This is a genomic window from Aminobacter sp. P4_D5, from assembly GCF_056401815.1.
The window spans coordinates 36,267-59,382 of the sequence record NZ_JBFUIP010000009.1 but is presented as its reverse complement, the minus strand read 5'-3'; the positions used below and the strand labels follow the sequence as shown (position 1 = coordinate 59,382).

The following is a 23,116-nucleotide window of genomic DNA, read 5'->3' as shown; positions in this document are numbered from 1 at the left end:
TCTTCTGGCGCGCAGACCAGATCGAGGCAGCGCGCTGGCCCGAGAGGCGTCTGATTTACGATTGTGCTCGAGATCTTGAGACCGCCATTGACCTGTAGTGTCTCTTTCCATTGCCTGGTGCCGGGACGGCGGAGGCGGAAGAAGCCATTGGCGGCGCACGGGTCATCCGGATTGATCGGGGCCGCAGCATGCCGATCGGGAACCCGGCCCGCGTAAAGGCGGAGCAATTGCTGGGCCACGAGAAACATCACGAACACTTGCCGTTGCTGTGGCTGGTTGGAGTTTGCGTAAGCGTTGGGCCTCAGTAGGCCCGCTGATGAATGCAGACCGGCGGCCGTGCAGTAGATCGCACAGAAACGCCTGCCTGCGCGCAAGTGTCTCCCGCCGAAGGTGTATTGCTACCGAAGACGCGGCAAGTCCAGCTGCTTTGTCTGCGCTTTTTGTTGTGCCCTTGGGCGAATTTCCGGAGCTTTTGATGGCGGACGCAAACTCGTGAACAAGTCTCAGTGAAGGCAAAAATTCTGACCATCTTCCGTTGCCAGCATATTTGGAAATGATATATACTGTTATATCTATTTGATTTATCTTTTGATAATTTTCGCGTTTGTCAAAGTAGTATTCGGTATCTTGATAATATCAATCCAATAATTTTTTGTATTGCTGGCTATTGCCGCAAGAAAATACTTAAAGAAAAATTAATTATCCTTTCCAATTCGGCTTGAGTGCGATGCAAAAAGCCATCTACTGCGCTCTCATTTGTATGAGATTCGATTAGGGTCACTATGAGAGCGCAGATATTCGGCATTTTCACTTTAATGCTTTCAACCAATGCGGGAGACGCGGCAGACCTCGTCGGGCCGCCGGCGGTTGACTGGAGCGCACCCTATGTCGGCGTTTCGGCCGGCTATGGCTGGCTTCGCGATGCCGACCGCCAGTTTGTGCCGCCGCTCCGTTCGTCCGGAGATGGCGTCGTCTTTGGAGCCCACGTCGGTTATCTTCATCAGTTTGGTGCCTTCGTTCTGGGAGGCGAAGCCGAATACACGCGGCTCGACATCAATTTCGAAGGCTTCCCAATTGATGTCGAAGACGCCACGTCGGTAAAGGCTCGCGCCGGCTTCGCCTTCGATCGCCTGCTACTTACCGGGCACGCCGGAGCCACCTACATCACTACCAATATTGGCCTGCAGGATTGGGGCTGGGTAGCAGGCATGGGTGCAGACTATCTCCTGAGCGACAACGTCGTCACTGGCGCGAGCTGGGACCACATGCAGTTCGATCGGTTCGACGGAACGCTGATCGATGGCCAGCTCGATCTCGTGAAGGCACGGGTGAGTTACAGGTTCTAGGGACAGGCTAGACACCTCGCCCGAGACMTTCGCACCGAACGAGAGACACATCACCGATGAAACCAGTACCCAAGGCTGCACTGTCCGGGAGCCTGAAGGATTATCGCGCGCTGAAGAACAGCGGTCTCATGGCGCGTGCTGACAGCTTCTTCAGTTGGCAGGATCTCCGGCGTCAGCATGGCCTGTGGCCATATGCCCGGTCGACCTCATCCGCGCCCCGGCCGCGATCGGACATCAGGACCGATGCCGGTGAGGCCAGCTCAGGCGTCAACTTCGCCTCGCAGGACTATCTCAGCCTGTCCTCCCATCCCAGGACAAAGGCTGCGGCAAGGGAGGCGATCGACACTTACGGCGTTCACAGCGCCGGATCGGCCGCCTTGCTCGGCAACACCTCTTACTCACTTCAATTATCGGCAGCCCTTTCGGAATTCGTCGGCGGGCGCGAGGTCGTGCTCTATCCGACCGGCTGGGCTGCCGGATACGGCGCTATCCAGGGCTTCGTCCGTTCTGACGATCATGTCGTGATGGACGTGCTGGCACATTCCTGCCTCCAGGCGGGAGCATCCGCCGCCACTGGCAAGGTGCATTACTTCCGCCATCTCGACCAGGATGCATTGATCCGCAAGCTGGCGAACATTCGCGCGGCGGACACGCAAAACGGCATTCTGGTCGTGACCGAGAGCCTTTTTTCGATGCATTCGGACAGCCCTGATCTGCGGGCGCTTCGAAATATCTGCGACGCCCATGGGGCCAGCCTGCTGGTCGACTGCGCTCACGATTTCGGCTGCATGGGCGAGGATGGCCTTGGCCGCATCGGCGAGCAAGAGATGCTCGGCGACATAGATATCATCATCGGCAGCTTCTCCAAGACCTTCGCCTCCAACGGTGGCTTTGTGGCGGTCAGGACACGGGCCTCGGCCGAATATCTGAGATACTACAGCGCGCCCCACACCTTCTCGAATGCCCTGTCGCCGGTCCAGGCGGCCACTGTAATGGAAGCGCTTGCGATCATTCGGTCGGATCAAGGCAAGGAACTACGGCGCAAGCTCCACGACAACGTGGTTCATCTGCGCGAAGCCATGGCGCGCTCCGGCCGCGAGGTGCTGGGGGAGCCTTCTCCGATCGTGCCGGTTCGCGTCGGCGGCGAAGCCTTGGGGCGGCTGGCCTCGAAATACCTCGCGCTATACGGGGGAATTGCCAATCTGGTGGAGTTTCCGGCAGTCCCATTGGGACAGTCGCGGTTCCGCTTCCAGGTCATGGCGGCACATTCGGCCGAGGACATCGAGGCCATGGTCACAGCCTTCAATCGCGCGATGGACAGCGCGGCGGCGGAACTGGATCAAATACAGGGCGAATCCGGCGCCCAGCAGTTGGCCGTATCAAAGGCTGACCAGGCGCCGACCGCGTTGGACGGCACACTGACCGAAGCCTGACGACCAGCGGCCTTGGCCGCCGGCCGCGCTCATGCCACCGCGCGCCGTGCCGGGTAGAGGGCATCCATTGCGGCCCCGATGTGAGCGGCAAGATCGGCGCGTTGGGCCGCCATGTGCAGGTTGGCGGTCACGAAGCCGGCCGGGACACCGCAATCGAAGGTGTGGCCGCAGAACTCGAAGGGCCGGATGTTGCGGGTTTCCAGGAGCGTCAGCATGGCGTCGGTGAGTTGGACTTCGCCGCCAGCTCCCGGCGCCTGCCGCTCGATGATGGAAAAGATCTCGGGTTGCAGGATGTAACGTCCGGAAATGAAGAGGTTGCTGGGGGCCGTGCCGGGGGCCGGTTTCTCCACAAGCCCGGTTACAACAGGGCCGTCGGCGGTTGGCTTGAGCGAGACGATGCCGAACTTGTGGGCGTCCTCGGGGGCGCATCGCTCGACAGCGACGACGTTATCGCCGTGGCTTTCATAGAGATCGACCATGGACTTCAGACATGGCCTGTCGGCGACCATGAGCATATCGGGCAAAAGCACCGCGAAGGGCTCGTTGCCGATGATGTGGCGAGCCGTCCATACGGCGTGGCCGAGACCCCGTGCCTGCTGCTGTCGCACAAAGGAAATCGTCCCGGCACCCGGCGTGTCCTGCACGATCCGGTCGGCCAAGTGCAGCTTCCCGGCATTGCGCAGGCTGACATCGAGTTCGAAGGCGTGATCGAAGTGGTCCTCGATAGCGCCCTTCATGCGCCCGGTGACGATGATCACATGTTCAATCCCCGAGGCGAATGCCTCGGCGACGATGTAGTCGAGCAGGGGGCGGTCGACGATCGTCAGCAGTTCCTTGGGGATGCTCTTGGTTGCTGGAAGCATGCGCGTCCCGAAACCGGCGGCGGGAATGATGGCTTTGCGGATCTTCTGGTGCATGGTGGTAGCCCTCCGGGTCATGTGACTTTGTGAGCGGAAATATTCTGGGGTTTGCCTCTGCCCATCGTCTGGCAAGCAGTGCCGCCTTCGGTCGGGAAACAGGGCATTTCGCGGTACATTGCGAATCCGCGTGCCATCTGCTGCCTAACCCGCCTGCGAAAGCAGGCTGGCCCGACTGTCAGAAGCGTCGCCATGATCCCGACGCAGCAGCCGACGGTAGAGGTCGACATGTTCACGTGCGCAATCAATGTGGCTCGTGGGTTGCCGCATCGAGGCCCGTAGCCGATCCCAGGCCTGGGGCTCGCTCAACACCTCGGCCATGCGATCGGCGAGATCCTGCGCGCTGCCTGCGCGGAAATGCAGCCCGTCTTTTCCGTTCCGTACCTTTTCGGCCATGCCGCCAATATCGGAGCAGATGAGGGGTCTGCGGTGGTGCAGCGCTTCCTGGATCACCAGCGGCGAGTTTTCCCACCAGGTGGAAGGCATCACCACCCAATCCACCGAGCCGATCAAGCGCGGCATGTCGGCGTTCTGATAGGCGCCGTAGAAGCGCACGCGGCGGCCCGCGTCGTCGATGAGCTTCTTCAGGCGCTCCTGGAAGTCGGGCGGCTGGCGCTCGAGATTGCCGCCGAAGATCATCAGGCAGGCATCGTCGCCCCAGATGTCCTCGGGCACTCGCGAGACCGCTTCGATCAGCACGTCGACACCCTTGAACGGCGTCAATTGGCCGAAATAGGCGAAGCGGTTCCGGCGGGGATTGTGGAGCGGAAGCCCGCGTGCGGGCACGGCTTCCCCCTTTGCGATCCCGTTTTCGATGACCGTGAGCTTGTCCGCCTCGATCCCCCATTCGGCGTAACGCCCGGCCAGAAACACGCTCGGGGAAACGAAAGCGTCGGCCAGTTCGAGCATTCCGCGCACGAACCGCTCGCGCTTGAGGAAATGGGACACGGGTATTTCGGGAAAGCATCCGTGGCAGGCGATGGGCGATGCCTGCCTGCAAAGCTGGCCGGTCGGCCGTTTAACCATCTGGCCATGGTTGTGGCAGATCGGCAGGTATTCATGGAATGTCACCAGGACGACCGACTGCGGCAGGGCCTCGCGCACTGCATAGAGCGCCTCCATCCCCAGGCCCAGCACATGATGGAAGTGGACGACATGGGGCCGTGCGTCGCGCACGAAGCGCACGAGGTCGCGCTGGAGGGCCTCGGTATCGCCGTTCGAAAGGAAGAAGTGATTGTAGTCGTCGGCATGGAACAGAAGCTCGTCCTCGGTTAGACCAAGGCTCATGAGTGCCGAAGCACCATGCCGCGGAAAGGGCTGGCCGACGCGGGCCAGGTAGACCGATTCCACATCGGGCAACGAATTCAGACCCTGGTGCAGGTTGTGGGACGCTATTTCAGCGCCACCGAGCGCAAGTGTTGGATGCCCGTGCGAGACGACGAGAACGCGAAGCTGCTCGGTCATGCGCGCGGGCCTTCCGATGGGTTTGCGTTGCCGGCAGGCGCAGCCATGCCCCTGATATCGAAGATCTTGCGATCGATGCTCTCCACGAGAGCGCCCATCGCTAATGTGCCTTTGGTCGACGTCTCCTCGGAACCAAGCATCTGCACGGATGGTAGCCAGTAGGAGGCAACGCCGGCGCGGCCGAGGCGAAGGCCTAGGTCCAGGCCCTTGTCGCGAGAGCCGAGATACCCTCCTGCGAAGCCGCCGGCCTTGAGGAGGGCGGCGCGCGGCATCACGCAGCATTCGAGCGATGCGGCGGTAATAGGCGTCAGCTTGAACCCGGTCACCGCACTGATGGGGTAGCCTTCGTAGCGACGCGCGGGCCAGGTTCCCGCCCAGCGGACAGAATAGTCCTCATAAGCGAGGGTTGGGGAGATGATGCTGTTTTTGAGCGCTGCCTGGGTGTCGACAAGCTTGCGGTACCAGCCGGCCTTGTTTGGCACCAGCAATCCTGAAAGCAGGACTACTGTGTCCGACGACAATGCCCGCGCCCCTGCCTCGAGAAGATCATAGGTATCACTCGCCTCGCCGGCCGAGACCAGCCTCAGCGAGAGCCCGTAGAACGCGGCGAGCTTCGCCATGCGAGGCGCCTGTCGGTGAAAGCGTTCCGAGGGCACGACAAGGGCAATCGGCGCGCGCTTCGTTTCGGGGTCGATCGCCAACAAGGCGAGAAGGGGAGCGATGCCGTCCTCGTCTTCTTCCCCAACGCTAATGACGATCGGCGGACTGGCCGCCGCTTCGAACGGGCCGGCGTCGACGACGTCCTTGACTGTCGGCGTAACCCTTTGCGAAGCGCAGAGAAGGGGAACGATCTGGCGGTCTATGAGCTCCGGCAGTGCCCAGTCGGATGGGTCGATGGCGCGTATCTGGCGCACCGCAGCGAGGCGGGCGGCGGTCCGCAAGGGCGAGAGCGGCATGAAGGCGCGGCGGGTGTCGCGCAATGTGAGTTCCAGGTAGAGAGGCGAAGACGCATCGTCGTCCGGCAACCGCGCATGGGCGACGAAGCCATGCCTGTGGCCGCCGTCACCGAATGCGCGCGAGAAGGCTGGATGGTCTGCGAAGGTATCGGCCACATCGCTCCGGTCGATCCGGCTCCAGCCCTCATCGAGCCGTGTCTCGCCGGTGTGACGGCGCAACTTGACGCTTTGGACATGACCGTTGGGGTCAAGCAGCCAGCCGGAAACAAGACAGCCCGCGCAATCGACCTGAAACACGTCGTCCACGCCCATGCGGACAGGAAGGGGCAGGCTCGACACAGTCTCGGTGCCATCGAAGCTGTTGGCAGCCCTGCGCAGGCGCAGCAGAGCTTGCGGAGTGCTGTGCGCCCGCGGCAGCACCGATCGGGCGTGGCCAGCTATTTCCAGTGGTCCAGCAATCAGCTTGCGCTCGTGGACGGCCATATGGCGCCAGCTGTGGCGGCCGCGCCAGACGAGGCCCTTGATTCCGTCGGGACCGATCGGCCCGCCCATATCGAGAAGTCCGGCGAAAGCCGAGGCACCCTGAGGAATGTCCTGCCGCGCGTAAGTGGCAATTGCACCCTCCGCGACCAAGGGCTCGTCGCCGTCGACCACCACACGGCCCGTGCCAGACATGACGTCGTAGGCCCAGCCTTGCAGGAAAATCTCCCCGTCCTGGCCTTCGCCAAGCAATTCGATGAAGCCGTTGTTCCCATGCGCCGCCTTGACCAGGGCGATGATAGCCGACAGCCTGTGAGGGTCGGATGGCGCCGCGATAAGCAAATCCGCCAAGGAGTCGATGGCGGCGGCCAGTTGGCTGCCGCAAAGCTCGGCCAGCAGCGCGGCGGCTTCGTAGACCGAGACCGTTCGAGGCGCAAAGACGTAGCGCTTGGGCACGCCGTCCTGCTCGAACTGCGCGGTGGCGAATGCGCGATCGGCGCTGTTCGTATGCAGCAGTGCCGCGAAGCCGTGCGTGGCGCTCGGCAATGGCATCGCCAATCGCCAGCTGATGATGGCGGCAGGCGAGACCTCGGTGGGATCGTCATTGAGTGTGGCCAGTGCCGCGTTGGCCATCGGACCGCCCGTGCCGATCACGAGCAGGGCGGAGGCGCCGATCGGGCAACCAATAACCCGTCCAGCCCTGGGGATCCTGCTGATGCGCCGGGACGCGGCGGGCAGGGAGGGGGGAAGTCCATTTTCCACGGCCAGCATGTTGCTTCAGGTCCGCGCAAGGAGCGCCATGGCGGCGCCGGCTGCAAAACCGACCAGGACGAAAAGCAACAGCAGCAGCGGCTTCAACTCCCCGTTGGAGCGCTTCTGCAGTCCGCTCAGGGTCTTTTTCATTCCAGCCACCACGCCGTCGAGCCGCATCAGATGGACGTCGAGATCGCTCAGTCGCTGCGTGATCTCGGTGCGGAGGCTGGACACGGCGGTGCTGATGTCGATGAGGCCGACGGCCTCCGCCTCGCCGGTGTCGTCGACCTGCTGCGTGCGCATAAAGGAACGCTGCGAGACCTGCAGCTGTCGTTGCGCCGCCATCAGGACGTCCAGCCTGTCGAGGACCTTGGTGAGCGGTGCGGCGATCAGAGCTCCAGCAGCCTGCTCGTCGGGGCGGGGGACGCGCAGCGCGTGCTCGTGGCCCGTCCCGCTCAACGCCATGACGACGAGATCGGAAGCTCGCGAGACCGCCGGCTCCGGCAGCATGATTTCAAAGGCGTGCTTGCCGTCTCCAATACCGTTGCGCCTGAGATCGGGACGATCGCGGTCGGCAACTGCCTCGGCAATCGTCTTGCCGTCCAGGGTCGCCCGGATCGCAAGCCGCCTGTTCGGCTCGGCGGGGTCGAAGGCCCAGCCGAAGACGCAGCCCTGGTCGATGGCGTCAACGCGGCCATTCACCGGCTTGGTATTGTTTTGCTCGGCCACAGCGCTTGGTTTTTCGGCACCAACGGGCATTCAGTTGTTCCTCATGCTGCTTGGACACGCGCCGGCTTGATCGCCTCGATCAATTCGAGGTAGCGCCGGGCGGTGGTATCGATGTCGTCGGGTTGGCGTGCGTTCCCGGAAAGCCTGTGCAGCAGCTCAGGTGCCTCAGCGATGCGGCGCATTGCCGAAGCAAGCGCGCGCGGATCGTTGGGCGAAACCCCCAGGCCGTTGACACCGTCCTCGACCAGCTCGGCCATGCCGCCGATATTGCTGGCGATAACGGGCCGCCCTTGTGCCTGGGCTTCCTGGATTACGAGCGGTGCATTCTCCCACCAGATCGACGGCATGACCGTGCAATCGACGCTGGCGACGAGCTCGGCAACGTCCTCGCGCCGATAGGGCCCACGCCTTTGCACCGTCGGTGCCGTGTCGCTGAAAAGGCGGTCAATCTCCGCGACAAAGGCTTCGCTTTGAAACGGTGTGCCGCCATGGACGCGCAATTCGAACTCGAGCCCTTCGGCGATGAGCAGCCGGGCGGCCTCGAGCAGAACCGTCGTCCCCTTCCAGGGATTGAGATTGCCGAAATACCCAAACACTGTCGGACGCCCGGCGCTGTCAGGCGTGGCCACCGGTGTGGGCCGATGCGGCAGCCCGTTGGGGATCAAGCTTATGGCGTCCTCGGCGAGTCCCCAGTCGACGTAGCGCTGCCGCAGGAAGCGGCTCGGCGCCACGAAATGGTCGACCGTGCTCAGCAGGGCCTTCAGATGGCGCTCCCGCAACGCAAAGCGGTCAAGCGGGATGTCCTTGAAACATGCATGGCAGCGGTCCGGGCTGGCAGCGTAGCAGAGCTCCTTGCCGCTGGTGCGGACCATCAGGCCGTCATGATGGCAGATCGGATAGTAGTCATGGAGGGTCATGACGATGCGGCAGTCCGGCAGCGTCCGACGGACGATGTGGGGGAACTCGGCGCCGATCAGCAGCAGGTGATGGATATGCACCACGTCCGGCCGGAAGTCGGACAGCAATTCCACCAGGTCCGGAACGACCCCGTAGAGGTCGACCTGGCTCATGTAGAAGCGGTCGAAATGGCCTGACCACAACAGCACTTCGTCTGCCGCATCGCCGAGCCCCTGGAAGCTCGTGCCGGGCCGGATCTGGCGATGGACCTGGTTCGTCGCGCCGAGGAAAAGCGCTTCGTGGCCGGCGCGCTGGTAGGCGCGGAAAAGGTCGTGCGCGAAGATCTCGGTACCGCCGGGGTGGAGGGCCGGATGGTTGTGCGCCGCTACAAGGATGCGCATGCTTACCGCTGGGCTCCCCGGCATTCGGCAACGTAGAGATCCTGGTAGTGACCGGCATCCTGGCCGCGCCAATGGCCAAGGGATTTCATGGTGACCACAAGCCCGGCCTTTTCCAGCGCCTGGTCCAGGAAGCCGTCGTCGAATCCGACGGCCGCAAGCGGCGGCATGTCGGGAACGTGCCAGCAGGGTCCGTCGCCCTCGCGCACGAAGCCAAGCCTGGGATCGCGCCTGCCGGATTCGTTCGCCGCAGCGATGCCGTCGATGACGAAGGCGGTCATGAACAAGCGCCCGCCCGGCTTGAGCATCCTGGCGACCTCGCGCAGGTAAACGAGAACCTCGTCGGGCGGCAGGTGCGTGACGACTGACGTCATGATCACGAAATCGAATTGCCGTTCGAGGTAGGGGAGTTTCAGTGCCTCGCCGCTGATCTTGCCCTGAGGGTTGTAGAGTTTGTGCGCGATGTCGAGACGCTGGAACGCGAAGTTGGGATAAACAGGGGTGATGAAACGACGGCACCAGGCGATGCCGCCCTCGACCGGATCGAGCCCGCTGTAGCGTCCCTTCTCGGCGTCCAGATATTGCGTCAGCGGAACGGCCATGCGGCCGATGCCGCAGCCGATGTCGAGCACRCGATGCTCCGGCCGCAGGCCGCCCAGGCGGATGAAATGGCCAAGAAATTCCGCGCCGACGGCGCGGAAATTGCCGTCGCCGACGAACACGCTGCTCGCATCCGGCTGCGGCAGAAAGCGGTTATTCAGGACCGCTTCCGTCAGCCAGCTGACGCGATGTACCCGGACCGTTGCCGCCGGCTGGGCGTCATGGCGGAGAACGGCTTCGCTCATGCAGCGTTCCTTTTTGTCGATTCGATTTCCATGGAGGCGCCCTTCGCGCTTGCGCCATCGGAATAGGCAGGCATCAGCGCGGCGATGTCGTCTTCCCAGCGCTCAGTGTGCAGCCAGGAATTGTATTGGCTGGCGACGCCGCGCATGTAGTCCTGGCTGCGGCTGATCGACCGGCGCTCGAAATGATAGAGGCAGGCCGCCGGTTCATAGGCGATCTCGAGACCCAACCGTCGGATCTTGAGGCAGAGGTCGCTGTCTTCGTAGTCGCCGATGACATAGTCCTCGGTGTATCCGTCGACCCGCTCATAGGTCTCCTTGAGCGTCACAAGGCATGCGCCCGTGACGCCGGGAACGTTGCGGGCACCCTGCGCCGGTGGATAGCGTCCGGGCATCCCCTTGTAGAAATGGTGATTGAGCCAGATGCCGCGCTGGTCGCGGCCGAAATAGAGCCCGGCATGCTGCAGCGAGCCGTCCTCGAAGATCAGCTTCGGGCCGATGGCTCCGACTTTGCGTTGTTCGAAAAGCGGTCGCACCAGCAACTGGAGCCAGCCCGGTTCACGCGGCACGACATCGGAGTTGAGCATGACGAGAACCGAGCCGCGCGCAAAGCGCGCACCGGCGTTGCAGGCCCGGGCATAGCCGCCATTGCGGTTCATCACCACGAGCTTCATCGGAAGGTCGTGCAGGATGTGCAGCCCGCCCAGCATGTGTTTCGTCTCGTCCTCGAACTCGGGGGAATCCAGAACGAAGATGATCTCGGCATTCTCCGCCAGCCAGGGATCGGTGGCCATGCCGGACAGTTGAAAACGCAGGAAATCGAGGACCCGATAGAGAGGTACCACGATCGAGGCGAGTGGTGCCTTTCGAGGCTGGCCATAGTCCTTGGTGTGGTCGACGCTGATTGTCTTGCCCAGGGTACGTTCGACGCTTTGGAGGGCCGGGGCAAGAATGGTCCGGAACGCATCGTCCACGGCATGCTGCGGGGGGACGGCGCGCAGGATGCGGTTGCGCTGCGCTCCTGGCTCGAAGGGCTGCGGCTTCGGTACGAGCGGTTTCACCGCACCGGAGGCGAGCCGCAACTGGAAGCGTGGCTGGAGTAGTGGACCAAGCGGCTCTTTCTGCGGAAGCCAGGCGATGAAGCCGGTTACGGCAGTCTTTGCGTTGGTCTTCGGTTCGCGGCTCCAGGCCGGGAACTCGTACCAATTGCCGTCGAGGGGCAGGGCCGTGCCGTCCTCCTTGATATAGTCGATGCCGGCAAGGGTGGAGGTCTGATCGTTGGTCCAGCCGCCTGCGAGCAGGCCGTCCGGCAACGCAAGCGCCAGGTCGACAGCGGCATGCATCTGGGGCCTGGCCACCTGCCGGGCCGGCAGCGGGGCCCGCTGCTGGAGGTCGATTGCAGTTGCCGTGCCGCTGCCCGCCATTGTTGAGAGTTGACGCACGACGAACTCGCGCAGCCCCGTGCCGCCGCGCTGCTCCGCCCACCATTTCTGAAAATCGAGGTGGCGCGGATGGCAGTTCGGCAGGTTCCGGACAGCGATGCCCCTTTTGCCCAGGAACATGATGTGGAGCGGCCGGGCAGGCTGCGGTGTGTCGAAAATGAAATGGCAGGACTGCCAACCCCGCTCCGAACCGTTGGCAACGACAAATTGCAACGGCAGCCGCGCGACGGAACCAGCGCCGATGGCATAGATGCCGGTGATCTCGCCCAGGTCAGGGCTCATGTCGGTCTCAATGAGATAGCGTCGGGGCGCGATCTGGCAGACGGAATTGGCAAGCCGCGGCGCCGGCACAAGGGTGAAGACGGCATCCTCGACGACACTGCCAAAGAGCTCGTCGCGGGACAGCCGGAATGCACTGCGCCAAACGGTCAGGAGATTGTTCAGGAACTTGACGCGGCCTTCCGGCGAGAGGTTGCCCAGAAGCGTCTCCACATCGAGAAGCGGCAGCCGTGCGGCCGGCGGGAGCGTGAACGCCTGCAGCGTGCTTCCGTCAGCCGCGGCGATCTGCGCGTCTTCCGCTTCGTGTCCTGGCTTCATAGCCCAAAGCACGCACTGCCCGCCATCTGACCGCGGAAGCGTCATGCTAACGAGCGGGACCGGCTGGGATTGCATGGCCAGGGTGAATTTGCCCAGGGCTGGTAGTTGCGGGGGGATGTCCCAGGCCACGACAGCCACCTCCGAGCAAAGCTGGGAGGCCTGTGCCAGGCTGGTACCGCCGCCCGCGACCTTCGAACGGTCGGACGTCACGCGTTGGTCCTTTAGAGAGGTTGGAGAAGGGGCGGCGTGCCCTGCAGGGGGAGTTCAGGGCACGCCGTGTCAGGCTCAATGGACCGTGAAATAGTGGTCCGGATTGGCCTGCATATCCTTTGCGTCGACGTTGACGAGCGTCAGGGAGTCGCCGTGGCCGAGATCGATCACGACATTGCCGCCGACCTGGGTGATGCGCGAAGCCATGTCGTCGGGGGAGGAAATGTCGAGGCCGTTGATATGCTTCGAGATCTGCAGCAAGTCCTCGCCGGGGGTGAAGTCGAGGATGACGTCGTTGCCGCCGCCGCCATCGAAGACGAACAGGTCGTTGCCCTTGCCGCCGACCATGATGTCGTCACCCTTGCCGCCATTGAGGATGTCGTTTCCAGCACCGCCGAACAAGAAATCGTTACCCTTGCCACCCATCAGGATGTCATTGCCGTCGCCGCCATGGAGGATGTCGTCGCCATTGTCACCGAACAGCATGTCGTCGCCAGGACCGCCGTTCAGGATGTCGTTGCCGTTTCCGCCATAGAGGATGTCCGCTCCGTCGCCGCCGAACAGAGTGTCGTTTCCATTGTCGCCGAACAGCACGTCGTCGCCGCCGTGCCCGTAGATGATGTCATGCCCGTTGCCTCCTTTGACGAGGTCATCGCCGCCAAGGGCGCGAATGACGTCGTCAAAGCGAGAGCCAAACAGGACGTCGTCATATGCGCCGCCTTCCAATGTGGCCATCTGCTACTCCTCTTCGCCTTTTGAATGCGTGTATCGCCGGGGGGATCCGAGAATTACGCTAGATCATTGTGCGGTGCAAAGAAGATATTCGCAACACGTACAGAAGCATAAATTGATGATTTTTGATAAAAAATTTCCAAAGCTAAGTAAATACAAGCAAATAAAACAGAAAATACGGAAACAATATAGTGACTGTAATTCTGGTTTTTACGCAATGCGTTTCAAAATTCGAACTAAATTCCAGCCGTATCCGAAGGCGCGCGCCGCCGGCCCGAGTTGCGGGTCGCCGGAGTGCCCATAGGCTGGGCTGGGCTTAGCCATCGTCCCCGGGCGGAACTCGGGCAGAGTTGGGGTTAGTCTTCCCTGAAGGCGCGATTGAAGCTGTCAGTGACTGGCGAAACCAGGTAGTCGATCGCCCGGCGCGGCTTGTGCACGATCAGCACTTCCGCCGGCATGCCGGGATAGAGGCGCATATCAGCGGCCAGCGAGTTTGGGTCGACCTGGGCTCGGGCGACGAAATAGGCCATGTTCGATTTTTCATCGACCGATTGGTCGGCGGCCACATAGATGACCTTGCCTGCCACGGGCAGGTGCGAGCGCTGATTGTAGGCCGTCAGCCGGATCTGCGCCTGCGAGCCGATGGCGATGCTGTCGATGTCGCGGGTGCTGACATGCATTTCGATGAGCAATGGCTCGCTTTCCGGCACGATGTCGAGCAGCGGTTCGCCTGGAGTCACGGCACTTCCCGGCGTGCGCACGCGGATGTTGGTGACGATGCCGGCCTGGGGGGAGCGGATCTCGAGGCGGCGCAATACGTCCTTGGCGCCGACGATTCTCTCCTCGACATCTGCGAGTTCGAGGCGGGCAGTGGTGATTTCGCCGGCAATTTCCGACTGAAAGTCGCGTTCGATTCCCGTCAGCCCAAGTCCGGCGCCTGCTTCGGCCTTTTCAGCCTGCGCTCGCTGGCCGGCAAGCTCTCCGCGCTTGGCTGCAAGCTCGCTGAGCCGCGCATCGATCTCTATGAGCTTGGAGCGCTGGGCAAAGCCCTTGTCCACCAGGGTCGCGATGGCCAATCGCTGTTCGTTGATGAGGTCGATCTGCCGCTCGATGGCATCGACCTGAATGGTCAGGAACTTCGACCGCTCGCCATATTCCTCGATCGTTGTCTGCTGGATGCTGTTGCGTCCGGTCTTGGACTCGCGGCGCTTTTCGAAGAATGCGCGTTCAGCCGCCATGGCGTCTTGGATCGCAGCGTCGCTGCTGCTGCCAAATTCGTCGGGGAAACCTACCGCCTCGGTGCCGGCCTGCTCCGCCCTTAGTCGCGCTAGCTTGGCAATCAGGCCGATGCGCCGGCTTTCCAGGCCTTGCAGATCGGCGCGGGCCCGCGTGTCCTCGAGCTTTATCAAGGCCTGTCCGGTGGTGACCTGGTCGCCTTCCTGCACCACTACGCGGCTTAGCACGCCACCTTCGAAATGGCTGACCGTCTTGCGCTTCGAATCGACAACGACCGTGCCGGTGGCCACCGAGGCGCTACTGAGGTCGGCGAAAAACGCCCAGCCGAGAAATCCGCCGAACGACACCAGGATTGTCGTGAGCCCAGCGATCACAAGGCGCCGGAGCGGCGAACGGGCATTGCCCTCGGCCATCTCCAACTCCATGGCGCTTACGGGCGATAGCGCCCGCGGCTGGTGGTGCGCGACATCGGGCCCGCGGACAGGCTGAACCTCGGTGTGTGCCGGCGGCATCGACTTGCGCATCATGATGCCACTACCTCGCGCGAAGATTGAGCTGAAGTCATCGAGGCAACCACATCAGTGCGCTCGCCAAACTGGGTAATGCGTCCATTTTCCAGGACGAGCAGCTTGTCAGCGACCTCCATGATTGTCGGCCTATGGGCGATCATCACGACAATGACGCCGTCGTCTCGGGCCTTTTCGATGGCGCGGATGAGAGCGCGCTCGCCAACGGCATCGAGATTGGCGTTCGGCTCGTCCAGCACGATCAGCCGGGGACGGTCGTAGAGGCAGCGGGCGAGTGCGATGCGCTGCTTCTGTCCGCCCGAAAGCGTCAGCTGGCCGTCGCCGACCGGCGTGTCGTAGCCCAGGGGGAGGCGGCCGATCATGTCGTGGACGTCCGCTAGCCGTGCGGCTTCAAGCACCCTGTGCGGGTCGCCATCCTCCATCCGCGAGATGTTGTCTCGGATCGTTCCTTCAAGCAGCGAAACCGATTGCGGAAGATAGCCGACCACGCGGCCGAAGGAGCCGCGCTCCCAGAGGTAGACATTGTTGCCGTCCAGGAAGATGCCGCCCGACGTTGGCTTGAGGACGCCAACGAGCAACCGCGCCAACGTCGATTTGCCGGCCGCGGAGGGTCCGACTAACCCCAGCACTTCGCCGGGGGAAAGGGAAAAGGAAATGCCCTTGATGATCGGCACGTCCATGCCTGGCGCTGCATAGACCAGCTTGTCGACGACGAGGTCGCCGTGTGGCTGCGGCGTCGGCATGACCTGGCGCACCGCCAGGTCCTCGTTCAAGCTCGCCTCGAGCCTGCGCCAGCCGGCAATTGCCAGGACCCATTGCCGCCAGTTCTCGATGATGGAATCGAAGGGCACGAGCAGCCGACCGACAAGGATGCTTGCCGCCATCATGGCGCCGGGGCTGACTTCCTGTTTCAGCACAAGCAGCGCGCCTACTGCGAGCGTCACGACCTGGATGACGTAGCGGAGTACGCGGGTGATTGCCGACATCGCCCTGCTTCTGCTGCCGCTGCTTTCAAGCGCTTCCAGCGCGTGCAACTGCGCGCCTCGCCACCGCCGCGCCAGCGCGGGTAGCATGCCCATCGCCTCGATGGCCTCCGCGTGACGAAGTGATGCGGCAATTTTCGACACCGATTCGGTGTTGGTCTGACTTGCCTCTTTCATCAGCTGACGCGTGAGCAGGTCTGTAATGACACCGCAGCCCAAGAGCAGCGCCACCGAAATCGCGCCGACCACGCCAAAGAGGGGATGCAGCAAAAACAGCGCACCCAGAAAGATCGGCGACCAGGCGGCATCGAGCGGGGCGCTGACGGCCGACGAGGTGAGGAAGCCGCGCAGTTCCGTCAGATCCCGCAGGGACTGGGCCGCGCGGGAAACTCCTTGATCGACGGAGGCCTGAACCGCGGCCGTCAGCAGCGGCAGGTTCAGCCATCGCGTCACCGCGCTGGCCATGGCCTGGAACGAAAGGGCACGGATGAATTCGAGCACGCCGTAGATCACCAGGGCGCCGACCGCTAGGACCGTCAGCATGACGAGGGAATCGATGCTCTGGCTGTTTAGCACCCGGTCGTGTACCTGCAGCATGAACAGGGGCATCGTCAGCTGAAGCAGGTTGATACAGGCGCTTAGCAAGGCTGCATAAAGGAGCGTCATGCCAAAAACACGCCTTGCCTGCAACAMAAGCAACCTCGGATTGAGTGTCCCGTTGTGGGCGGCAACTGCCCCATTTTGGCTCTTGCCAACCGGTTTTTTTCGAACAGTATCGAACATGGGCGATTTGGCCTGGGGCTTGCGTGTTTAGTGATTTGAGTGTGGTATCTGCATCTCATGCAGAACATATTGCAATATCGCTGTCGTCAGTGTGACACAATAAATATAACACTCTCAAGGGTGGGGATCTCGGGCGGGGCATTGTGCAATTTTACTTCAATTTTTGAAGTAAATTACAAAAATAGGAGAGGTGGATGACGCAAGGACTTCTCTACCCGTTCACGGGTCTGGAAGACGCTGTATTGTTACGGAACGGGGGCGATAGACTGCATGTCGCCCCTGATGAGCCGCGCCGTGATCAGCCGCACCGCGAGCAGCAGCACAGCGATGCTCCTCAGGTCTCATGTTTTGACCTGGCTCGTCTGCTCGATCGGTCCAGTCGGCGCTTCTCAGGCTTGGTGAGCGCGGAGCTTACGCGGCTAGGTGTCGACGACATCGGCCCGGCCCAGGTGATGGTTCTGTTGGCCATTGGCGACACCGAGCTCTCGGTTGGCGAGCTGCTCGATCGCGGCAACTATGTCGGCTCGAACATCTCGTACTATCTGAAGCAGCTGACAGATGGCGACTACATCGATCGCGTCACCTCCCAGCGCGACAAGCGCTCGGCCCGAATCAGGCTGACGGAAAGGGGCAGGCAGCTCTGTGCCGACCTGCGGGATGCGGCGAAGGCCTTTGAGCGCGCCTTTTGTGGGGAAAAGGACCTGCGGGATCTCGCAACGGCCTTCCAGGCGCTGCACCGGCTCGAGCTGGTGTGGGCCAATGCCGCACGCTACGGCGTTTGAGGTGCAGCTGAAGGGCGGTTCCTTGTCGCGGGCTGGCTGAGCGTCATGCATGTAGCTTTCGTGCATCGGCGCGGTTTCGGCCAGTTCGCCGCCTTGGCCACCCATCTGGCGCAGGCGGGGAACGAGGTGAGCCTGGTAACGGAGGCCGTGGACCAGCGGATCCCGTCGGTGCGTGTTGTGCGGCACCGGTCGGAGCCGGGTCCGCGGGCGCACCCGCAGATGGCTCGCCATCTCGGCATACCCGATCACCATGCCCGGGTCGGCCATCGCGTCGCCGAGACATTCGACGCGATGGCGCGCCAGGGCCCAGGCCCTGACATCGTCATCGGCCACATCGGCTGGGGCAGCATGATGTTCGTGAAGGACGTGCTGCCGCATGTGCCGGCGCTCGGCTACTGCGAGTTTTTCTATCGGGCAGATGGAGCGGATGTCGGATTTGCCCCGGACAGCCAGCCCGACCTTGAGACGCGCAAGCGGATCAGGCTTCGCAACATGGCGCAGCTGATTTCGCTCGAGGCTCTGGATGGCGGCTTAAGTCCGACCGAGTGGCAGAGGAGCCTTTATCCGGCGGATGTGCAGGAGCGCATCACGGTGTGCCACGAGGGGATAGATACGCACCGCCTCCGTCCTGATCCGGCCGCTTCCCTGAAGCTTCCGGACGGACGCGTGCTCAAGGCTGGCAATCCTCCCATCGTCACCTTTGTAGCGCGCGACCTTKAGCCCTACCGCGGATTTCCACAGGCGCTGGAGGCTGCGTCCAAGGTCATCCGCAAACACCCCGATGCCTTGTTCGTCTTCGTGGGCGGCAACGGCGTGAGTTACGGCACGCCGGCCCCCGGGGGGGTATCGTGGAAGGAGCACCTTTTCACTTCGCTAGATCTTCCAAAAGACAGGGTGATTTTCCCCGGCCCGGTTCCACATGCGGTCTTGCGCCAGCTCTTCCAGATTTCTGCGGCCCATCTCTACCTGACCTACCCCTTCGTCCTCTCCTGGTCGGTTCTGGAGGCGATGGCCTGTGGTGCTCTCGTCATCGGCTCCGATACCGCGCCTGTCCGCGAGGTCATCAGTTCGGGCCGCAACGGAGTTCTGGTACCGTTCTTCGACACGGACGCTCTCGCCGAGACGATCCTCGAAGTCCTGAAGAGCCCGGACAGCTTCGCTGACCTCAGGATCGCCGCGCGCCGGGCTATCGAGCAGCGCTTCCGGCTGGATGCATGCATTGCGAACCAGGTTGCTCTGGTTGCAAAAATGACGGGATAGCCTTCCTTTCCATCGGCGAAATGCAGATTGCGCAATTATTACTTCAAGTTTTGAAGTATACTTTCAAGTAAATTCCTGATTTTTATTATTGTCCGTAGTCGCATTTGTTGCTACGTGTCTTCTCGAATGGTTGTCAATGATTTGTGCCGTCTGATTGAATTCAGATTTCGAACTATATTACTATTTTTTTGAGGGTGATGCGTGCAAATGTTGATGTCTTCTGGCGGGAAGCAATCGACGGCGAGTATAAAGCTGATTGCTGCGTCAGAACTGGATCGGGCGAACCTTCAAAAGGCTGGAATTGAACATCTAGTCGTCTTTCTCGACGACTGCATACGTTCGCAACCGATCCTCAAGAACACCTTTCCTCTCATTGCCATAGCTTTTTCGGAAGAAGCCGAAGCTGACCTGAGGGACGCGCTCGTCTCGCTCAGGCGGCTTGCCACGGTGCCGGAAGTCCCCGTCCAGCGGCTCGATGCCCGAAACGGGGCCGAGATGTGCACGCTCATTGTTGCGCTGGCCGAGGGTGGGTTGGGGCGGCTGTCACGGTTCACTGCCTCGATGTCTTCGGAACTCGCCATGCTTCGCCGGGAGCGCGAGGTGCTGTTCGAGAACTACCGCGCGCTCGAAGATGCGTTCCAGGCGCGTAACTGGGAGCCGGTGGCGGAAGTCTTTGCGCATGATCCCTATGTCGACCCGAAGGACGAGGGTATCGGTCAGTTACTGTCGAGTTCCTATGTCGAGCAGCTTCTGCCGGTCTCCAGCCAGGGCGTGGCCGGCATCGCCCTCCATCTCAATTCAGTGCCTAGGGACGGCGTCGAGCTGGTCGTCACGCTGAGCTATGTCGAGAGCCGCGAGGGCGTGGCCGAGTGGAGCGTTCCCGCTTCAAAGCTCGTCGCGAACTGGAATTTCTTCTCGCTGCCGCGGGCTTGCGGACTTGGGGCGAAGACATTGCGGCTGCGGGTGTCGACCACGGGTCACGAGACGGTCGGGCTGTCGCTTGGCGTCCCGATTGCCAGCGAGCGCTACACGGCCAGGTCGGAGGCCTCGCATCCCGACCTTGATTTCAGGCCGCTGGCATTCCGCGTTTTCACAGGACTGCCCGGCGTCAAGCCAGCTCGTATGCCAAACATGATCGCGCCCACCGACCTGCTCGACGGCCAGTTCATCGAAGATTACCGCCTGGCGCCGGCCCTGCTGAGCCGAATCGTCGATGTTTCAGTCTCGCCAGTTGTCCCCGAATTCCAGACCGTCCGCTTCCTCGAGCACGAGCACGCGGTGGTGTGTCATCCGCTGCCGAGCGGAATATCTGCCGGCGCTGTCAGCCGCGCAGTCGAGCCCGGAACCATTTCGTTCTCGGCGAGCGCCGTGATCGACCATCCGGAAGGGGCTCCGGCGGCCGTCAGTTTCCTGCTTGCCCCGGCAAATGCCAACGCACGATCCGAAGTGGCGGAGTTGTTGCGTACGGGCTCGGCAAAGCCGTCGGCCTTCTTCAGCGGCTGGCGCGAGGTCGGCCCCAATCAGTCGATCAACATCAACATGCACATGGACGAGCCGGTGCGTGCGCACATGGATCTCATGATCCTGAGCCGAGCCGTCACCGGTTCAGTCGATTTCTCCTGGCTCAAGGTATCGGGCTTCCGACTGGTCAAGCAGTCGGGGGAGGCGATCAATGTCGGCCGGTAAGCACGATTTGATTGCCGTGGCGATGCCGCTGTACGGCCATGCCGCGCTGGTGCTGGAAGCGCTGGAATCCGTCCTGGCTTCGACGGCTTCCAATTGCAGGATTGCCATTGTCGTCTCCGTCGACGGCGATCCACGGCACGAGGCTTTCGACCTTTTGCTGCTTTATGCCGCCAGCCATCCTCAAATACATGTGGTGTTCGGCCCCAACGCCGGACCGGGCGGGGCGCGCAATCGCGCGATCGACTACGTGCTGGAAAACCTGCCGGAGGCCAAGGCGCTTTACTTGCTGGATGCCGACAACAGGGTTCTGCCGGGTACCATCGAAACGCTGTACGAGCAACTTCTCTCGAGCGGTTGCGGCTGGGTCTACACCAATATCGACACCTTCTCGGTGAATTGGCGCGCGCACTACGGCAACCGCTATTCACGGCTTGTCCACTGCATCACCGACAACATCTGCGACACCGGCTCGATGATCTCCATCGACGTCTTCCTGGCCGGCGTACGCTTCAACGACGACCGGCAGAACGGATTCGAGGACTGGGAGTTCTGGCTTTCCTGCATCGAGCACGGCTTCGTCGGCGTCCCCTCGCATGATACCACCTTCGAGTATCGGCTGCGGGCGGAAAGCCGCTTCAAGGAAGCCAATCGCGAGCGTGCCACTTCGGTCAGCTTCCTTAGGAAGCGCCACAAGGCATTGTTCCAACGTCCGATGCTTGTCGAGTTCGAGCACGAGGAATGCCCGCGCTATCTCTTCGCGCGGACCGAAGATGCCGCTATCTCGTTCTTCACCGATCCCACCAAGCCGCCGAAGATGCTTCGCCTCGACGACATCATCCCGGATTTCTGGGCGAGCATCGGCGAGCCTGACAATGTCCACTTCCCGCCTTTCCTGATCGCAGGTAGCGGCGCGACGCTCGACCTCTTGCGACGGTCGCGGATGCTGCCCAACGTGCTTTGCCACTTGGAGCGCCTGAGCGAGAAGGCGAACATCGTCTTCGTCCAGCTCGGCAACGATGCGACGCAGCGCAAGATCGAACCGGTGATCCTGGAGTCGGGGGCCTCGCAGGCCGCGTCTGCCGACCTGATCTTCATTCCGACGTCGCTTGTTTGCGATGTGATCCAAAACAACGCGCTGGACTGGTTCTCCTCGATCGGCAACCAGCAGGTCTGGCCCACTTCGGCCATCCTGAAGGTGCGTTTCCCGTTCCCACGGAGTCGGCCGCGGCGGTCGCAAATCACGCCCCAGCAGGTGATGATAAATTGTGTCAACGCCATTGCCACGAGCCCGCTGCGCCAGACCGCCGGCGCACGCTGGACATGGCGGCCAGCACGACTTGTGCCTTTCGCGGACCTGTACAAATCACTGCGAAAAGAGATCGGCGGATCGCCGGTCCTGCCGCTTGGCCACAGCGACGGCAAGCGCACAGCGGCGCTGCTCGTGCCCAATGCGTCGTTCGGCGGTGCCGAAAAGGTGGTCTATGCAGCCGCGCGCGAGCTGAAGAGGGCCGGTTTCGAAACCCATCTCTTCGTGCTCGGCGCCCTGCGCATGGACGTCATTGACGAGTTCGACGCGAGCTTCGATCACATCCATTTCTGGAATGAGGGCATTCCGGCATGGGGAGGCTCGGGCCAGTTCCTCGGCCAGGACTTCATTGCCGAGCACCACGAGGTCGACTGGGGCGCTCTGAAGGGGCAGCTCTCGGGTTTCGACCTGGTCATCAACAACCATGTGATGTCGGTTCATCCGCTGATTGCACGGCTGCGCTCGGAGGGAACGCGCACGGCCTGCTATCTTCACGTCGTAGACAACACCTCGTTCAAACGGCCGGCCGGCCAGCCCTTCGCGGCAATCGCCCACGAGCATTGCTACGACGCGTTTCTGACGTGCTCGGAGCAGCTCAAGATCTACCTTCGCAGTTTCGGTGTCCCCCTCGAAAAGGTCTTCGCTGTGGCCAATGGCGCGAGTTTTTCGGTGCCGCCCAAGGCGCTTGCCGAGGTGGTGTCGGCAAGGAGGGGGGAGCGGAAGGACGATCGGCTGCGGCTCCTCTATATGGGACGGTTCGACCAGCAAAAGGGCATCGACCGCCTGGCCGCCACGATCGCTGAGCTGCACGCCACGCGCGTTCCTGTCGACATACGGGCGATCGGAGGCGAGATTCTCGCCGATTCCACTGTTTCCTGGACGGAGCAGCTGAAGGACCTCGGCGTCGACGTGCACCCCCCGGTTTTTGCCAGCAAGGAGCTAATCAAGGCGCTGGGCTGGGCCGACGTGCTCGTCATGCCATCGCGCTGGGAAGGCGCTCCCTTGATGATCGCCGAAGCGCAGCAGCTCGGCTGCGTTCCCATCTCAACCGGCGTCGGCGCCGTGGGTGAACTCATCACCCATGGCGAAGACGGCATCCTCATCGATGCCGATGTCGATTCCCAGGTGGTGCGGCAGATGGCAGGGGTCATCGAAGAGGTCGCCCGCGATCGCCGCAAGCTCGTTCCGCTCATGGAAGGCTGCCTCGACTCGGCGGCACGACGGTCGTGGACAAGCTCGTTCTCGGAATTCCTCGGCTGGTGCGACGGCGCGGTGAACAATTCATCGCTGTCGCGTGCGGTTGTCATGCGCCGGCCCGAGACGGCCGACACAGAGGTCGTGGCGGCCGGCTGAACGG

Annotated in this window: 16 protein-coding genes; 6 read left to right on the top strand and 10 right to left on the bottom strand. The window is 62.3% G+C overall.

The features are described from left to right. Window positions 1-815: 815 nt before the first annotated feature. Both AC1DWF_RS03970 and AC1DWF_RS03965 read left to right on the top strand, forming a co-directional pair. Window positions 816-1,346 (top strand): outer membrane protein, encoded by a 531-nt coding sequence (locus tag AC1DWF_RS03970; protein WP_476788819.1) that lies wholly within the window; start codon window positions 816-818, stop codon window positions 1,344-1,346. A gap of 56 nt (window positions 1,347-1,402) precedes the next feature. After that, window positions 1,403-2,779 (top strand): aminotransferase class I/II-fold pyridoxal phosphate-dependent enzyme, encoded by a 1,377-nt coding sequence (locus AC1DWF_RS03965; protein WP_476788818.1) that lies wholly within the window; start codon window positions 1,403-1,405, stop codon window positions 2,777-2,779. A 29-nt stretch (window positions 2,780-2,808) separates the two neighbouring features. Here the strand turns inward: AC1DWF_RS03965 and AC1DWF_RS03960 are convergent, their stop codons facing one another. The 10 genes from AC1DWF_RS03960 to AC1DWF_RS03915 all read right to left on the bottom strand — a co-directional run bounded on the left by AC1DWF_RS03960 (window position 2,809) and on the right by AC1DWF_RS03915 (window position 16,725). After that, window positions 2,809-3,696 carry a UTP--glucose-1-phosphate uridylyltransferase gene (locus AC1DWF_RS03960; RefSeq protein WP_476784028.1) on the bottom strand — a complete coding sequence of 296 codons (888 nt, stop codon included), beginning with the start codon at window positions 3,694-3,696 and terminating at the stop codon, window positions 2,809-2,811. 144 nt (window positions 3,697-3,840) lie between these two features. Continuing rightward, window positions 3,841-5,160: a glycosyltransferase family 4 protein gene (locus tag AC1DWF_RS03955; protein WP_476784029.1), complete on the bottom strand. Its 1,320-nt coding sequence runs from the start codon at window positions 5,158-5,160 to the stop codon at window positions 3,841-3,843. Then, entirely contained in the window at window positions 5,157-7,367 is a 2,211-nt protein-coding gene (locus AC1DWF_RS03950; RefSeq protein ID WP_476788817.1) for a hypothetical protein, read from the bottom strand. Before AC1DWF_RS03950 ends, AC1DWF_RS03955 begins: the two co-directional genes overlap by 4 nt. Window positions 7,368-7,373: 6 nt before the next feature. Further along, complete coding sequence (locus AC1DWF_RS03945) at window positions 7,374-8,108, bottom strand: hypothetical protein (protein WP_476784031.1); 735 nt, start codon at window positions 8,106-8,108, stop codon at window positions 7,374-7,376. Window positions 8,109-8,119: 11 nt separating this feature from the next. Next, window positions 8,120-9,376 (bottom strand): glycosyltransferase family 4 protein, encoded by a 1,257-nt coding sequence (locus AC1DWF_RS03940; RefSeq protein ID WP_476788816.1) that lies wholly within the window; start codon window positions 9,374-9,376, stop codon window positions 8,120-8,122. Window positions 9,377-9,378: 2 nt separating this feature from the next. Next, on the bottom strand, window positions 9,379-10,218 hold the full coding sequence (locus AC1DWF_RS03935) for a class I SAM-dependent methyltransferase (protein WP_476784033.1): 840 nt from the start codon (window positions 10,216-10,218) through the stop codon (window positions 9,379-9,381). Next, complete coding sequence (locus tag AC1DWF_RS03930; RefSeq protein ID WP_476788815.1) at window positions 10,215-12,464, bottom strand: glycosyltransferase family 2 protein; 2,250 nt, start codon at window positions 12,462-12,464, stop codon at window positions 10,215-10,217. The genes AC1DWF_RS03935 and AC1DWF_RS03930 overlap by 4 nt, the downstream gene beginning before the upstream one ends. Before the next feature lie 75 nt (window positions 12,465-12,539). Then, window positions 12,540-13,199, bottom strand: coding sequence for a calcium-binding protein (locus tag AC1DWF_RS03925; protein ID WP_476788814.1), 660 nt, complete (start codon window positions 13,197-13,199; stop codon window positions 12,540-12,542). 353 nt (window positions 13,200-13,552) lie between these two features. Further along, window positions 13,553-14,959, bottom strand: a complete 1,407-nt coding sequence (locus AC1DWF_RS03920) for an HlyD family type I secretion periplasmic adaptor subunit (RefSeq protein ID WP_476785610.1) — start codon at window positions 14,957-14,959, stop codon at window positions 13,553-13,555. Further along, the gene (locus AC1DWF_RS03915; RefSeq protein WP_476841470.1) at window positions 14,956-16,725 is read right to left on the bottom strand and encodes a type I secretion system permease/ATPase; all 1,770 of its coding nucleotides are present in this window, start codon (window positions 16,723-16,725) and stop codon (window positions 14,956-14,958) included. The genes AC1DWF_RS03920 and AC1DWF_RS03915 overlap by 4 nt, the downstream gene beginning before the upstream one ends. 194 nt (window positions 16,726-16,919) lie before the next feature. Here AC1DWF_RS03915 and AC1DWF_RS03910 point away from each other — a divergent pair, with 194 nt between their 5' ends. The 4 genes from AC1DWF_RS03910 (at window position 16,920) to AC1DWF_RS03895 (ending at window position 23,112) form a co-directional block, all read left to right on the top strand. Next, the gene (locus AC1DWF_RS03910; RefSeq protein WP_476785612.1) at window positions 16,920-17,507 is read left to right on the top strand and encodes a MarR family transcriptional regulator; all 588 of its coding nucleotides are present in this window, start codon (window positions 16,920-16,922) and stop codon (window positions 17,505-17,507) included. Between the two features lie 45 nt (window positions 17,508-17,552). Next, on the top strand, window positions 17,553-18,767 hold the full coding sequence (locus tag AC1DWF_RS03905) for a glycosyltransferase family 4 protein (RefSeq protein WP_476841469.1): 1,215 nt from the start codon (window positions 17,553-17,555) through the stop codon (window positions 18,765-18,767). 213 nt (window positions 18,768-18,980) lie between these two features. Then, the gene (locus tag AC1DWF_RS03900; protein WP_476789563.1) at window positions 18,981-20,453 is read left to right on the top strand and encodes a DUF6212 domain-containing protein; all 1,473 of its coding nucleotides are present in this window, start codon (window positions 18,981-18,983) and stop codon (window positions 20,451-20,453) included. Further along, window positions 20,440-23,112: a glycosyltransferase gene (locus AC1DWF_RS03895; RefSeq protein ID WP_476789562.1), complete on the top strand. Its 2,673-nt coding sequence runs from the start codon at window positions 20,440-20,442 to the stop codon at window positions 23,110-23,112. Before AC1DWF_RS03900 ends, AC1DWF_RS03895 begins: the two co-directional genes overlap by 14 nt. Window positions 23,113-23,116: the final 4 nt, after the last annotated feature.

Coding starts and splice junctions, on each gene's coding strand:
- AC1DWF_RS03970 (WP_476788819.1), top strand. CDS start 816: ATGCTTTCAACCAATGCGGGAGACGCGGCAGACCTCGTCGGGCCGCCG.
- AC1DWF_RS03965 (WP_476788818.1), top strand. CDS start 1,403: ATGAAACCAGTACCCAAGGCTGCACTGTCCGGGAGCCTGAAGGATTAT.
- AC1DWF_RS03960 (WP_476784028.1), bottom strand. CDS start 3,696: ATGCACCAGAAGATCCGCAAAGCCATCATTCCCGCCGCCGGTTTCGGG.
- AC1DWF_RS03955 (WP_476784029.1), bottom strand. CDS start 5,160: ATGACCGAGCAGCTTCGCGTTCTCGTCGTCTCGCACGGGCATCCAACA.
- AC1DWF_RS03950 (WP_476788817.1), bottom strand. CDS start 7,367: ATGCTGGCCGTGGAAAATGGACTTCCCCCCTCCCTGCCCGCCGCGTCC.
- AC1DWF_RS03945 (WP_476784031.1), bottom strand. CDS start 8,108: ATGCCCGTTGGTGCCGAAAAACCAAGCGCTGTGGCCGAGCAAAACAAT.
- AC1DWF_RS03940 (WP_476788816.1), bottom strand. CDS start 9,376: ATGCGCATCCTTGTAGCGGCGCACAACCATCCGGCCCTCCACCCCGGC.
- AC1DWF_RS03925 (WP_476788814.1), bottom strand. CDS start 13,199: ATGGCCACATTGGAAGGCGGCGCATATGACGACGTCCTGTTTGGCTCT.
- AC1DWF_RS03920 (WP_476785610.1), bottom strand. CDS start 14,959: ATGATGCGCAAGTCGATGCCGCCGGCACACACCGAGGTTCAGCCTGTC.
- AC1DWF_RS03910 (WP_476785612.1), top strand. CDS start 16,920: ATGACGCAAGGACTTCTCTACCCGTTCACGGGTCTGGAAGACGCTGTA.
- AC1DWF_RS03900 (WP_476789563.1), top strand. CDS start 18,981: ATGTCTTCTGGCGGGAAGCAATCGACGGCGAGTATAAAGCTGATTGCT.
- AC1DWF_RS03895 (WP_476789562.1), top strand. CDS start 20,440: ATGTCGGCCGGTAAGCACGATTTGATTGCCGTGGCGATGCCGCTGTAC.